This window comes from Dysgonomonas sp. BGC7, assembly GCF_001261735.1.
In the GTDB taxonomy this organism is placed as follows: domain Bacteria; phylum Bacteroidota; class Bacteroidia; order Bacteroidales; family Dysgonomonadaceae; genus Dysgonomonas.
The window spans coordinates 161,313-175,745 of the sequence record NZ_CVRP01000007.1 but is presented as its reverse complement, the minus strand read 5'-3'; the positions used below and the strand labels follow the sequence as shown (position 1 = coordinate 175,745).

The 14,433-nt window shown below is 38.2% G+C and carries 14 protein-coding genes; 9 read left to right on the top strand and 5 right to left on the bottom strand.

The genetic code is table 11. From position 1 onward, the window contains the following. Window position 1 precedes the first annotated feature (1 nt). Genes BGC7_RS06010 through BGC7_RS05975 form a run of 8 tightly spaced genes read left to right on the top strand, consistent with a single transcriptional unit; the run spans window position 2 to window position 8,233 of the window. Window positions 2–1,045, top strand: coding sequence for an NADH-quinone oxidoreductase subunit G (locus tag BGC7_RS06010; protein WP_050700661.1), 1,044 nt, complete (start codon window positions 2–4; stop codon window positions 1,043–1,045). After that, the gene (gene nuoH / locus BGC7_RS06005; protein WP_050700660.1) at window positions 1,045–2,073 is read left to right on the top strand and encodes an NADH-quinone oxidoreductase subunit NuoH; all 1,029 of its coding nucleotides are present in this window, start codon (window positions 1,045–1,047) and stop codon (window positions 2,071–2,073) included. Before BGC7_RS06010 ends, nuoH begins: the two co-directional genes overlap by 1 nt. 13 nt (window positions 2,074–2,086) lie before the next feature. Beyond that, on the top strand, window positions 2,087–2,620 hold the full coding sequence (locus BGC7_RS06000; protein ID WP_050700659.1) for a NuoI/complex I 23 kDa subunit family protein: 534 nt from the start codon (window positions 2,087–2,089) through the stop codon (window positions 2,618–2,620). Window positions 2,621–2,647: 27 nt separating this feature from the next. Beyond that, the gene (locus BGC7_RS05995) at window positions 2,648–3,151 is read left to right on the top strand and encodes an NADH-quinone oxidoreductase subunit J family protein (RefSeq protein WP_050700658.1); all 504 of its coding nucleotides are present in this window, start codon (window positions 2,648–2,650) and stop codon (window positions 3,149–3,151) included. 3 nt (window positions 3,152–3,154) lie between these two features. Beyond that, on the top strand, window positions 3,155–3,478 hold the full coding sequence (nuoK, locus tag BGC7_RS05990; protein ID WP_082206495.1) for an NADH-quinone oxidoreductase subunit NuoK: 324 nt from the start codon (window positions 3,155–3,157) through the stop codon (window positions 3,476–3,478). 6 nt (window positions 3,479–3,484) lie between these two features. Continuing rightward, window positions 3,485–5,374: an NADH-quinone oxidoreductase subunit L gene (gene nuoL / locus BGC7_RS05985; protein WP_050700657.1), complete on the top strand. Its 1,890-nt coding sequence runs from the start codon at window positions 3,485–3,487 to the stop codon at window positions 5,372–5,374. Between the two features lie 15 nt (window positions 5,375–5,389). After that, a complete protein-coding gene (locus BGC7_RS05980) occupies window positions 5,390–6,823 on the top strand; it encodes a complex I subunit 4 family protein (RefSeq protein WP_050700656.1) in 1,434 nt (477 codons plus the stop codon). An 18-nt stretch (window positions 6,824–6,841) separates the two neighbouring features. Next, on the top strand, window positions 6,842–8,233 hold the full coding sequence (locus tag BGC7_RS05975) for an NADH-quinone oxidoreductase subunit N (protein ID WP_050700655.1): 1,392 nt from the start codon (window positions 6,842–6,844) through the stop codon (window positions 8,231–8,233). 77 nt (window positions 8,234–8,310) lie between these two features. On the opposite strand, the gene BGC7_RS05970 is transcribed toward BGC7_RS05975, so the two are convergent. Genes BGC7_RS05970 through BGC7_RS05955 form a run of 4 tightly spaced genes read right to left on the bottom strand, consistent with a single transcriptional unit; the run spans window position 8,311 to window position 12,021 of the window. Beyond that, entirely contained in the window at window positions 8,311–9,381 is a 1,071-nt protein-coding gene (locus BGC7_RS05970) for an RnfABCDGE type electron transport complex subunit D (RefSeq protein WP_050700654.1), read from the bottom strand. Then, window positions 9,368–10,654 carry an electron transport complex subunit RsxC gene (rsxC, locus tag BGC7_RS05965; protein ID WP_050700653.1) on the bottom strand — a complete coding sequence of 429 codons (1,287 nt, stop codon included), beginning with the start codon at window positions 10,652–10,654 and terminating at the stop codon, window positions 9,368–9,370. Before rsxC ends, BGC7_RS05970 begins: the two co-directional genes overlap by 14 nt. Window positions 10,655–10,680: 26 nt before the next feature. After that, window positions 10,681–11,604 carry an FAD:protein FMN transferase gene (locus BGC7_RS05960; RefSeq protein ID WP_050700652.1) on the bottom strand — a complete coding sequence of 308 codons (924 nt, stop codon included), beginning with the start codon at window positions 11,602–11,604 and terminating at the stop codon, window positions 10,681–10,683. Window positions 11,605–11,607: 3 nt separating this feature from the next. After that, a complete protein-coding gene (locus tag BGC7_RS05955; protein ID WP_050700651.1) occupies window positions 11,608–12,021 on the bottom strand; it encodes a hypothetical protein in 414 nt (137 codons plus the stop codon). Between the two features lie 147 nt (window positions 12,022–12,168). Between BGC7_RS05955 and BGC7_RS05950 the strand changes: the two genes are divergently transcribed. Continuing rightward, complete coding sequence (locus BGC7_RS05950; protein WP_157258668.1) at window positions 12,169–12,684, top strand: hypothetical protein; 516 nt, start codon at window positions 12,169–12,171, stop codon at window positions 12,682–12,684. 11 nt (window positions 12,685–12,695) lie between these two features. Here the strand turns inward: BGC7_RS05950 and BGC7_RS05945 are convergent, their stop codons facing one another. Beyond that, window positions 12,696–14,345: an alkaline phosphatase gene (locus BGC7_RS05945; RefSeq protein ID WP_050700649.1), complete on the bottom strand. Its 1,650-nt coding sequence runs from the start codon at window positions 14,343–14,345 to the stop codon at window positions 12,696–12,698. Window positions 14,346–14,433: the final 88 nt, after the last annotated feature.

Below are 14,433 nucleotides of genomic sequence, written 5' to 3'. Positions count from 1 at the left end.
TATGAAAATTACAATAGACGGACATATAGTAGATGTGGAACCGGGAACTACAATCCTGCAAGCCGCCCGTGTAGTGGGCGGCGATAGTGTTCCTCCTACCATGTGTTACTATTCCAAACTAAAAGATTGCGGCGGCAAATGTCGTTGCTGTTTGGTAGAAGTAACTAAAGGTAGCGAAAGAGATCCTCGTCCGATGCCAAAGCTGCAACCATCATGTGTCACCGCCGTACAAGAGGGTATGGAAGTGAAAAGCGCAACATCCGAAAGGGCTATAAAATCGCGTAGAGCTGTATCCGAGTTTCTGCTTATAAATCACCCTCTCGATTGTCCGGTTTGCGATCAGGCTGGAGAATGCGACTTGCAAAATCTTGCATATGGCAACGGAAATTTCAAATCTCGTTATGTTGAGCCGAAAAGAACTTTTGAGCCCGAAAACATAGGACCTTATATACAACTACACATGAATCGTTGTATTCTTTGTTATCGTTGTGTAAAACTGGCCGACCAGCTAACTCCCGAACGAGTGCATGGAGTAGTTGGAAGAGGCGATCATGCTCAGATTTCTACATATATAGAACGCGCAATAGACAATGATTTTTCGGGAAATGTCATCGACGTATGTCCTGTAGGAGCACTGACAGACAAGACTTTCCGCTTCAAATCGCGGGTATGGTTCAATAAACCTTTCAATGCGCACCGTCATTGTACTAAATGTTCGGGCAAAGTGACTCTCTGGATGTTCGGCGATGCTGTACAACGTGTTACCGCACGAAAAGATCAGTGGCACGAGGTAGAGGAGTTTATCTGCAACGAATGTCGTTTCGAGCATAAAAATGCAGAGGAATGGACAATAGAAGGGCCTCGTAAATTTGAAAAACCATCTGTTATCAATGTCAACAACTATACAGAACCAATACATAAAGTGAAAATAGAAACTGACGATTTGGTTTTGGAAGGGCGCGAACAAGACAGAAAAAAAATAAGTATGGAGAACTCTCCTTACGATGAAAACGAGTTAGAAGCAATAAAGAAAACTAGAGAATAATGGAGTTGGCTATTATCTTAGAAAAATTGATCCTCATAGTTCTGGTATTTGCAGTTACCATGCTATTTGCATTGTATTCAACTTACGCAGAACGCAAAGTCGCAGGATTCTTACAAGACCGTTATGGTCCTAACAGGGCTGGTCCTTGGGGTTTGTTACAACCGATATGCGATGGCGCAAAACTGTTCGCAAAAGAGGAATTTATGCCCAATACACCGAACAAAATACTGTTTGTGGTAGGACCCGCCGTAGCAATGAGCGTATCGCTGCTTGGTGTATCTGTGATTCCTTGGGCTGAAAAGTTTATCATTGCAGGATATGAGTTTATCCCTCAGATAGCGGACGTCAATGTCGCTGTACTATATATTGTTGCTGTATTGTCGACAAGCGTATATGGTGTAGTTATCGGAGGATGGGCTTCCAACAACAAATACTCTCTGCTAGGTAGTATACGTGCAGGCGCACAAATGATTTCATACGAAATAGCAATGGGCTTATCTATCATAGCACTCATTATGATGACAGGCACATTAAGCCTCAGAGAAATCACAGAACAACAGAGTACAGTATGGAATGTATTTGTTCAGCCTCTTACCTTCCTCATCTTTCTCATTTGTTCCTTTGCTGAGTGTAACCGTACACCATTCGACCTCGCTGAATGTGAATCGGAACTTGTAAACGGACATCATACTGAGTTTTCATCGTTGAAAATGGGATTTTTCATGTTCTCTGAATATGCGAGCATGTTCTTCTCTTCGGCTTTTATTTCAGTATTATTCTTCGGAGGATATCTCTATCCGGGGATGAGCTGGGTATCAGAAAACTGGGGAGTGAACATAGCCAATATTCTGGGTGTATTATCCCTTCTGGCAAAAACGACATTCTTCATTTTCTTCTATATGTGGGTACGTTGGACAATACCGAGATTCCGTTACGACCAACTAATGAAACTAGGCTGGAAAATGTTGTTTCCTTTGGCAATAGTAAATATATTCCTTGTAGGGATAGGAGTCTTGATTTTCAAATAATAAAGAGTTTACCATGTCGATAAAAGATATATCATTATCAGGAAGGAAAACGGAAGTCGTCAACAAAAAGATGACCTTCATAGAGCGCATATACCTGCCTGCCATAATTCAGGGATTGAGTATTACTATAAAGCATTTCTTCAAGAAAAAGAATACAATACAATATCCCGAACAGCAACGTGAATTCAGCCCCGTATATCGTGGACAGCACGTATTGATGCGAGACGAGGAAGGACGAGAACGCTGTACCGCCTGCGGATTGTGCGCATTATCGTGCCCGGCAGAAGCTATAACAATGGTAGCCTCGGAACGCAAAAAAGGGGAAGAAGATCTATATAGGGAAGAAAAATATGCTTCGGTATACGAAATTAATATGCTTCGTTGCATATTCTGTGGCATATGCGAAGAAGCCTGTCCTAAAGAAGCCATTTTCCTGACAAAATCAAAATTGCTTGTCAAGCCTAAGCTAGAAAGGGAAGACTTCATTTACGGCAAAGATAAGTTGGTGATTTCAGTGGAGGATGCCAAAGCCCGAAAATATGATTAACGAATTACGAAACAACTCAATATAAATATGATTACAATAATTTTTTATATTCTGGCAGCCATTACACTGGGAACAGGAGCTTTGACCGTTTTGTCTAAGAATCCTATCCATAGTGCAGTGTATATGATTATTTGTTTCTTTTCTATTTCAGGGCATTTCCTTCTACTCAATGCATTATTTCTTGCAGTAATCAATATTGTAGTATATGCCGGAGCCATTATGGTGCTCCTTTTATTTACTCTTATGCTGATGAACCTCAGTGAACAGCACGAGCCTAAAAAGAAGGTGATTAGCCGTGTAGCAGCAACGATCTCTGCATGCCTTATGGGGGTAGTGCTGTTAGCAGCGTTATTAAAATCGACACCGGTAATAGAATCGTATAAAGCTGAAGGATTAGACTATCAGTCTGTAAATATAATAGGTCAGGTACTACTGGAAGAATACCTCGTACCATTCGAGTTTGTATCTATCTTGCTTATTGCGGCTATGATAGGAGCAGTACTGATTTCAAAAAAAGAGAAAAAAGCTTAAGCCATGCTGAATAATATATTAGAACAAGTAGGAATTGACAATTACATCTACCTCTGCATTTTGCTATTTACGGTAGGTGCAATTGGACTGTTGTACCGCAGAAGTACAATAGTAATGTTAATGTCGGTTGAGATAATGCTTGCCGCAGCTAATATGCTGCTCACCGTATTCTCGGTATATCATCAAGACTCGAGCGGACAGGTATTCGTAATATTCTCATTGGCAGTTGCAGCCGCAGAAGTTGCCGTAGGATTGGCTATACTTGTAGCAATCTATAGAAATATAGGAACAATCGACATTGATAAATTGAAAAACTTAAAAGGATAATTTTGGATGGAAACAATACTGGTATTAATACTTCTTCTAAGTCCGTTTATTGGCTTTTTAATCAATTTGCTGGTAGGTAAAAAAATTACAGGACGTTGCCTGACAGGGATTATTGCCACCTCGGCAGTATTGATCAGCTTCGTTATATCCTGTATCTTTTTCATCCGTATATTATCTACAGGTGAAGCTGTTCATGTCAACCTTTTCCAATGGCTGGCTCTCGGCGAATTTACCACCGATATGTCTTTCACACTCGACCAACTGTCTCTACTCTGGTTACTGTTTGTGACAGGTATAGGTGCTCTTATACATATCTACTCTATAGGGTATATGAAAGGTGACGAAAATATAGATCGCTATTTTTCTTACCTCAACCTATTTATCTTCTTTATGTCGGTACTCGTTACAGGAAGTAATCTCCTTGTAATGTTTATCGGATGGGAAGGTGTGGGACTATGTTCTTACCTTCTTATCGGATTTTGGAATAAAGATCACAAAAACAACGATGCAGCTAAAAAAGCATTCGTGATGAACCGTATAGGAGATTTAGGTTTTCTTGTAGGTATTTTTACGCTGGGTTACCTTTTCAAAACAGTAGACTACGAAACACTCAAACTTGCAGTTTCCTCAACATCAAATCCGGAGGTGTCATCTTTGTTGGGTGTAGCTACCTTTGCATTGTTCATAGGGGCTACAGGAAAAAGTGCCCAAATACCATTATACACTTGGCTTCCTGATGCTATGGCTGGCCCTACTCCTGTATCGGCGTTGATACATGCTGCCACAATGGTTACAGCCGGAGTATTTATGATTACACGCCTGAATTTCATTTTCGACCTTACTCCTAATATAAAAATCTTTATTGCCATAGTAGGAGCTATAACAGCTCTATTTGCAGCATCTATTGCAGTTGCCCAGACCGACATAAAAAAGGTACTCGCCTACTCTACTGTATCTCAGCTCGGACTGATGTTCCTTGCACTGGGATTGGGCGCATATCATATTGCAGTATTTCATGTTATCACTCATGCGTTTTTCAAAGCCTGTCTGTTCTTAGGATCAGGATCGGTAATACACGCAATGGGTGGAGAGCAGGATATGCGAAGAATGGGCGGACTAAAAGGTGTGATGTTAATAACTTATTCAACTTTTGCGGTTGCTACTGTATCTATATCGGGAATACCGCCGCTTGCCGGATTCTTCTCCAAAGATGAAATAATGCTTACAGCATTCGAACATAATAAGTTTTTATGGGCAATAGCTGCTTTAGCATCTCTGCTTACTGCATTCTATATGTTCAGAGTTTTGTACCTCACCTTCTTTAAAGAATTTAGGGGAACAGAAGAACAAGAGCACCACTTACACGAATCGCCTAAAACAATGACAATGCCGCTTATCGTATTGGCTATACTGGCTATATTCGGAGGGCTCATAAGTCTGCCATTTGGTCTTAGCTGGCTCAATGGATTCATAGAACCGATATTACCGGGGTTGACCCTTGCTGAACACCCGCCTATCGGAGAACAAGCTATGACAATGGTTATATCCACATTGATAGCATTTGCCGGATTGGGATGGGCATATTTCAAATACATCAAAAAATCGGAAGTCCCAGTCGAAGATGATAAGATCACCGGATTTATAAAAGTCCTTTATAATAAATACTATATAGATGAAATATACAATGCTTTGTTCGTCAAACCGACCTATGCTTTGGCTAGTTTCTTCGATAACGTCGTAGAGAAAGTTCTTAAAAACTTCTTCAAAGGTGGCGGGCAACTCATAGAAGCCGCATCTGCTCCGGCAAAGAAACTTCAAAATGGAAGTCTCGGATTCTATATGTTCTTTTTTGTATTAGGCTTCTGTGCATTGATCATCTGTTTATTTCTTGTATAAAAATCTTAAGGAAACATGAATATAGTAATCATATTGATAATATTATTAGGAGGTGCAATCTTCACTTATCTTTCGGGAAACAGGTTTGCGTCGAAAGTAGCTATCCTTTTTAGTGTTGCCGCAGCGGTTTTTTCTGTTGCTTTATATCTGAAATACGGAGCGGCAGGAGCAACTTTCAGTATAGACTGGATCAGTAACCCCAATATATCTTTTTCTTTAAAGGCAGACGGGCTGGCAATAGCAATGGTATTGCTGACAACGATATTGCTTCCGATAATCATATTAGCTTCTTTGCATCGAGAGTTTAAAAACGAAAGGCTTCTGTACAGTCTTATTATGTTTATGGCTTTTTCTATGACAGGAGCTTTCCTTAGCAGCGACGCACTATTATACTATATATTTTGGGAAATGTCTCTGATCCCTATCTATTTTATTATCATATTTTGGGGAAACGGAGAAATCGCCAAAAGGCGCAAGGCTGCAATGACTTTCTTCCTGTTCACATTTGTAGGCTCACTCTTTATGATGGGAGCGATCATATATCTTTACACACGAACAGGCAGCTTCCAACTCGAAGCATTTTACAATGCCAACTTGAGCAATACAGAGCAAATATGGATATTCCTTGCTTTCTTCCTTGCTTATGCTATTAAGATACCGATCTTCCCGTTTCATACATGGCAAGCTAATGTATATCAAAAAGCTCCGGCTGTAGGTACTATGCTATTGGCAGGTATAATGTCCAAGATGGGAGCATATAGTGTGATACGCTGGCAGTTGCCGACAACGCCTTATGCCACAGAAGAGTTAAGAACTGTTATTCTAATTCTTTGTATCATAGGGGTTGTATATGGATCTATTATGGCGTTAAGACAAAATGACCTCAAACGTTTTATGGCTTATGCGTCGTTATCGCATGTGGGATATGTAGCAGCAGGAGCTTATGCTCTGACCTTCGACGGACTGGAAGGTGCTGTAGTGCTAATTCTGGCTCATGGTTTCGGTATCGTAGCTCTGTTCTATTCGGTAGATATTATACAAAACAGAACACACACATTAAAGATAAGCGAACTGGGAGGTTTGAAAGGATACGCCCCTAAATTTTCAGTAGCATTTTTCATTAGTATATTATCTTCGATAGGAGTGCCATTAACTTTTAACTTTATCGGAGAGTTTACAATAATGTTTGGAGTATATCAGGTAAATATGTGGTATGCAATAGCAATAGGAACATCTCTATTTCTTGGGGCTCTGTTCATGCTCCGTATGTTTCAGTATGTAATGCTCGGAGAGCCTGCAAAAACTCCTTTTAGAGACCTTTCTAAAACAGAAGTAACTGTGTTTAGTCTCATAGCCATAGTATTATTTGTATTTGGGGTGTATGTGAAACCAGTAACAGACCTTGTAGGTACAAGTTTGTCGGAGATAATGATGTATATTAACAGATAAAATTTAGCAAGATATATAATGAGTACATTAATAGCCATTTCAGGATTAGGAATTGTTTGCCTGTTGTTAGAGGTTCTCAATTTGAGGAAAATTCTTATACCTGTTACCCTCATCGGACTAATAGCTGTTTTAGGAATGACCATAACAGAATTTTATCTGGGAGAGTCTTTTATTGCAGTAGATAAATATAATATGGTGCAGAACAGTGGATTTTCGCAAGGATTCTCCATCTTGTTCATCATTATTGCATTACTCATTATTCTTATGAGTCCTAAATTTTATCAGGAAAACTTTGTCAAAATAGCGGATTATGTTTCTCTCAAAGTATTTATGCTTGCAGGAGCTGTAGCAATGATCTCGTTCGGAAATTTTGCAATGTTTTTCATCGGACTCGAAGTATTATCCATCACAGCATACGCTTTAGCATCGAGCGATCCTAAGAGTTTGAGAAGCAATGAAGCCGGAATGAAATATTTTATTATGGGGGCTTTCGCTTCCAGCTTTATCCTTTTTGGTATAGCATTAATCTATGGAGCTACTACTTCGTTCGACATAGCTGAAATAGCAACAGTATCGCTGACACAAGGGGCTTCTTTACCAATATGGTTCAACATCGGGTTTGTGATGATAACCGTGGGTATGATGTTTAAAGCATCTATTGTTCCATTTCATTTCTGGGCTCCTGATGTATATGAAGGTTCACCAACTCTTGTTACAGCAATGATGAGTACTTTGGTAAAGGTTGCTGCAATAGGAGCTCTATTTAAAATAGTAAGTATATTATCCGTTGCTGTGACTCCAACCTATCAGACACTACTTGTGGTACTCTCTATACTGACTATGATCGTAGGTAACATTACGGCTCTAAGACAGAAAAATATAAAACGAATGATGGCTTATTCCGGGATATCTCATGCAGGATTTATGATGATGACCTTATTAGCTGTAGGTACATCTGCCAATGCAGTATTATATTATGCAGCAGCATACAGTTTTGCCGGAATCGCCGCCTTTGCGGTTATATTAAGTGTTACCAGAGGCAAAGACAATGAAGATATTTCAAACTTCTTCGGACTGATAAAACGCCAGCCTGTATTAACAGCTATACTTGCATGCGCTTTTCTTTCGTTAAGCGGGATTCCTATATTCGCCGGCTTTTTTGCAAAATTATTTGTATTTGAGCAAATGCTGCAACTCAACCATGTACTGTTAGTTGTATTTGGTATTTTAAACTCTGCTGTGGCTGTTTATTACTACTTGGGAGTAACTAACGTAATGATTGTTAAAGATCCCGAAACAGAAGAAAGATTAAGAGTCCCATTCGAATATAAAGCAGTGGCTATAATAGCTATCACACTCAATATCCTTTTAGGAATATTTCCATCAATAATAATGGGAATAAAGCTTTAAGAAAAGTAATTACATAAGATAAATAAGGAGCAAATAGAAAATATTTGCTCCTTATTTATTTTATCATTTTTATTTTACTACAACTGCTTTTCTTTAGCAATGAAGCGAATGACACAGAAAAGAATATATACAAAAACAAGATACATTATAGCCCCTGTGTGGTGTAAATATATCATAGCAAAGGTTGCTATAAAAATCATAGATGTAACAGCCAAACCTTGCCACGAACGTGTGAGCCAATCCAATTTCTGCCCCCATACTTTTGGACGAAAAACCCAGTTGACTGGACTAACAAAAGCATTAAGCAACAAAATAGAATATGACATATATTCGTATTTCACATCGTTGAGAATACAGATAATAGCAACAACTCCAATCATTGCCCCGTAGTATAATTTACCGTAGTTAGCAGATGTACTCGAAGGCATATCCGTAGCCATGAAAATAGCGCTCAGCATAAGTCCTCCCAACGAGAATTGAATAGTATAGTCAGAAAAGCCTGTGAATACAAGTAATAATACAGAAAAAGATACTAAAAGAGCAAAAGGGATGTGCCATGAGATTCGTCTTCGTATAAGAAGATATAGGCCGCCCAATACCAAAAAAAATACAGAATACTCTCCAATAGCTCCGGAAGCCTTGAAAAACAACTGATTGAAGAAGTCGCTCCCAAAAAGATCTATATTACTTATATTTACAGCCGTTTTGTCATACCAGATAGTGCGTGAAGCCATAACAGCAGGAAAAAAGACTGTCATAAACTCGCGCCCAACCAAAGCCGGATTAAATACATTACGCCCCATACCTCCCCAAAGAAGCTTACCGAACAATACGGCCATAGATCCTCCAAATGCAACGACATAGAGAGGAGTAAAGGGAGCTATGGTAAAGGCCAAAAGAATGCCTGTTATTATAGCCGATCCGTCCGCAACAGAATCTGTCCGCTTAAAAAAGATGGCAGAGAAAATAAATTCAGTAATTAAAGCACTTCCTACGGCAACCAGAACAACCATCAACGGTATATATCCAAATGCCAGATATGATATAACTATAGCAGGCAGTAAAGCTACAATAACATCTGTCATCACCTTACCGATACTATCATCTGTTCTTACGAATGGAGCATAAAGAGTTTTATCGTATTGCATCAGCTTGCTGTTTTAGTTTTATCTTTCCTTTTTTTATACTTTCGATAAGAGCTACATTGGCAGGACATATATATTCACATGCTGCACACTCGATACAACTACTTATACTATATTTTTCAAGATTAAAGTATTTACCTTTTCTATAATGCTCTTCAAATTTCATCGGCATAAGCCCCATCGGACATACTTCGACACAATATCCACAAGAAATACAGTTCTCTCTCTTTATTTTTTCTTTTTTTGTCAATATTATACCTGATGTACCTTTCGTTACAGATGTATTACTATTTGTTACAGCGCGCCCCATCATCGGACCTCCCACAACAACCGTATTATTTTCGGCAGATATCCCAAGCACATCAAGTATATAAGATATCGGAGTTCCTATTTTCACTTCATAGTTTCCCCCTTCGCAACCATTGCCTGCAACAGTGATAACACGATTGACAACAGGTTCGTGAAAAACGACTGCCTTGTATATAGCATATATAGTACCTACATTGCTAACAATAACTCCGGCATCGCGAGGCAATACATTACGAGGTAGTTCCAACCCGGTCACAGACTTTATCAACTGTAACTCTGCTCCTTGAGGATAATCATTGGACAGAGTAACGATACGAATATTTTTATATAATGGATTGTTGAGAAAAGGCTCGAATACTTTTTGCAGCTGCTTGTTTTGCTCTTCTATAGATATAACAATTTCTTGCGCACCAAGAATCCTATTTATAATTGCAATTCCCTCCAGAAGTTCCTTCGTTCGCTGCGACATCAACGCATAATCAGCTGTCAGATAAGGTTCGCACTCGGCTCCATTTACGATAAAGGTATTTATTTTCTTACCATCCAGAGTGTACTTAACTGCTGTCGGAAACTGAGCTCCACCCTCTCCTACTACACCGCTACCTCGTATGATATTTAAAAGCTGTTCAGAAGTAAGGGTTTGTAGATACAACAATGAAGTTGGTCTTACTTCAACTTTTTCTTCAAAGTCATTTTTAATTACAATGGTATTTACAAGAGTACCATCTGCAGAAGAATATTCCTCAATAGCCTCTACAATACCCGATACAGGAGAATGTACATTAGAAGAAAACACACCCTTAGACTCTGCTATTAACTGAAATTTACAGACCTTATCCCCAACGTTGACTATCGGGACAGAAAAGTCTCGCATGTAGTGAGGAATAGGGATATACAAATAAGGGACACTCTCTATTGCTACAATCCTCTTCCCTTTCGTCTTATTCTTTCCTGAAAATATATGCATAATAAAATCAACGCCTTATTACCAGACTAATTATTTTTCTTATTGACAAACCTTTTCGTTCCAAATATTCTATCATCCTCGTCAAGAAGGAATCCTTCCACTTTGTATCGGGATGATAATTGCTCCATTTTCTGTAGAAAATCTTCTCCTGACAGGCAATACAGTCCTGTAGATATTATATCGCCGACCATGCAATTATCACTTATAACTCCAACTTGCTTATTTGTCGATGGCATACCTGTTTTTGCATTTAAGATATGTCCATATTCTTTTCCATTAATTTCCAGGAATGTTTTGCTCTGAGACGATGTAGAATATGCTTGATCTGCAATATCAACATTAAACAAGACATTTTCTTCTTTAGGCTCTCGAACAATAACCTGCCATGCCGGATGAACATTGTCATTTATTGCACAGATAGTACTACCTCCTGCATTTATTATCGCATCGTTCACACCTACCTGTCGCATGTAACCTACTAGTCTATCCACAGCATATGCTTTTATAAAAGAACCTGTAATCAACTCCTGACCATCTGCTATTCTTACTTTGTTTCCTTCTATCTCGATATTACGATAACTGACCAGCTTGCGATTCTCTGCAATCTCTTCCTCTGTAGGAATACGGCTGTGCTCGCTTCTGTAAAAGCCCCATAAACGAATAAGGGGCATGACTGTAATATCATATGCTCCAGCAAAAAAATCAGATAGTTCCAAGACCTGCCTCAGTATATTTACGGTCTCACTGTCGACTTCGACAAAGCTACCTGCAGCTTTATTGATGCGATCAATATATGAATCCGGCTGATATGAATTATATTTTTTATCAACATCTTCTAAGATAGAAAACAATCCATCGAAAAAACTGTCGTCATAAAATGCAGAAACTTTGATCTTAATATGTGCATGAAATAAATATCGGGTCTGAGCCTTATATATTCTCTCTGCCATTATTTATTCTGTCCCTGAAGACTCTTCTGGTGTAGCTTTCTCTATTACAGTTTCTTCCTTCACCTCTTTCTCTTCTTTTTTAACTTCAGGTTCTGTCTTTTTTTCAGAAGAAGACTTAGCGGCAGGCTTCGGTTTCGTAGCCGGTTCTTGCTTAGTATCTTTTGCCGGCTGATTTTGAACAGGTTTAGAGTCTTTTTTATCTTTATTATCTTGTTTAGAATCTCCGGACTCTTCTTCACTCTCTTTCTGATCGGACTTTTTCTCTTCGGTTACAGGTTCTACTGATTTAGAAGACTTATCTTTCTTCTCCTCTTTAGTTGCATTGTTCGCAGCATTAACCTTATATCCCCACACAATAAGAACTACTCCAAAAAGGAATAAAGCTATTTTTTTCAAATATTTTATTATATTTTTCATACGAAAGAGTTATTACTTTGTCATTTTTATACAAAAATAAAGAAAAGTTCGAATTGATAAAAATGATTAACTATTTATAGCAGATCAAATCTATTTATGATAATTTTAAAAAGTTTTATACATTTGTACGCCGAAAATAAAAAAATAATGAAAATCAAGATTCTCTTCTTTATATCTATCCTGTTTGTATCTATTCAACTCAATAGTGCTTCTCCAACAAAAGGAGAGAACAAAATAGTATTACCATATCTGGAAATAAAAGATGATGTCATAAAATTTGCTGCTACGGACGTACATCAAATGATACTGAGAAAGAACAGAGGATTCTTATGGCCTGCAACAAAGATAACATTATCGAAAACTGGGGATAAATTATTTTTTGACATTGTAGCAATAGATAACTCATGGTGCAATATGCTCACCCGAGATGAAACACCTTACGGCTTTTTCGTTATTGGAGGCAGAATGTTTGTTGTGGCATCTAAAGACAGAAATTTCGACTTCGATAGCTATTTTATTCGCGACAATGAAATAGAAAAAACATTCAACAGGCCCGACGAGACTGAAAATACTACTGTTAAAAACCCAATCTGGCAATATCTTCACAAAGGCACTATGGCTACAGTTCTTAATTCTCTGAATATAAGAAATCTAGGAAGATAGATAATAATCTATCAGAATTTATCTCTTAAGTTTTGTGGCAAATAGAAAGTATCATTTTTATCAATATAAACAGTTACCGTATTTAAAGGTATTGACTGTCCATTAATATATGCCAGCGATTTGAAAGCAGGAACAGACAATACCTTACCTCCTTTTTTCACTTTTAATATAGGAAAACTCGCCGACTTATCTATCCAATAGTCCATACCCGCAAAAACATCAGTATGTTTTGCAAAAATTTCTGAAGTCATTGTCGGTAAAGACTTTTTCAAACCCAAAACATCAAATAAATATTGATTTATCTCTGCATTCGTATTCATCCCCATAGGAACATTACCTTGCGGATGGTATGCTGCAAGAAATACTTCTTCTCCGGTGTGGTTACCCGAAGTAAATCCAAAATATGTACGGGAATTCATTATATTAATAACAACAGAAGCTACATTCAGACTATTAGCAATCTCTGTATATCCGGGCTTTTTGTAGTCTATTGATTGAAGCACTGCATTATATTCATCATCTGTTAAGTTGATATTAGCATACTCTTTAAATATTTTTCTAAAATCTTCGGGTTTAGAGTTTAAGATTATCTCGCTTAGTCCATAACCGGTTTTTTTATATTCTGAAACCTTACCAAAGAGAGTAGAAATGGAAGCACGCTCTCCATGATTAAGATTTTTATTCCCTATAGTGAAACCACTATTGCCATGATCAGGCAGAATAACGATTGTAGTCTCTCCATTATTTTTAGCAAAATCCATAGCTAGAGCCACAGCCTTATCAAAGGCCAAATATTCCGTGATACAGCCGATAGCATCATTACCATGTGCCGACCAATCAACCTTGCTACCTTCTACCATCAGAAAAAAGCCATTCTCATTTTGAGACAATTTCTCAAGAGCTTTTTCTGTCATTTCCGCTAAAGAAGGAATCTTTGTAGTATCTCTGTCGAGGTCGTAAGGATGCTCTCTTTCACAAAACAGAGCCCAAGCTTTATCTTTTCCTTTCAGACTACGAAAAGCTTCTATATCATCTTGAACCAATGTAGTTCCTGTATTTCTGAAATATTGCTTTATATCATCGGTTATAATAGAATTACCACCACCAAACATGACATCTAAATTTTGATAAGCCATTTGTGAAGCAATGTAGCCATAGTTATTTCTATCATAGTAATGAGCGGAGCAATCAGCAGGCGTAGCATGAGGAAACTCGACAGTAACAACAAGACCAACAGCTTTATTTTGCTGGTATTTGGCTGCTTCTAAAATAGTAGCCAAAGGCTGATAAGCCATTGAGGGATTTACGGATACCAGATCATTAACTGTATCAGCTAACGGATAGACAGCAACATTCCCTTCTCTTTGTTGCATACCTGTCATATAACACGATGTAGTAGGTGCAGAATCGCCAATAGGAGCATTAGACGAGAAGGTCTTTACTGTTCCGCAAATATAAGGATCGACAGCAAGCCTGTCTCCCCCCAGATTATTATAGATCTGATACCAGCGAGCAGCTGATACAACTCCTATTGAAGTACCATCGGGAATCATTAGTATAAGATTCTTCGTCGGCATTACAGGTTTTCTATATTGTTGCTGCCCTAAAACATTTAACAAAGCAAAAGGCAGCAGAAAAAAGCACAAACTAAATTTTCTCATAATCCTATTTAAAAGTTGTCAATAGTTACAAATATCCATTTACAGAACAAAGGTAGGTAGAAGTTATTTAAAATATTGGCGTATCTTT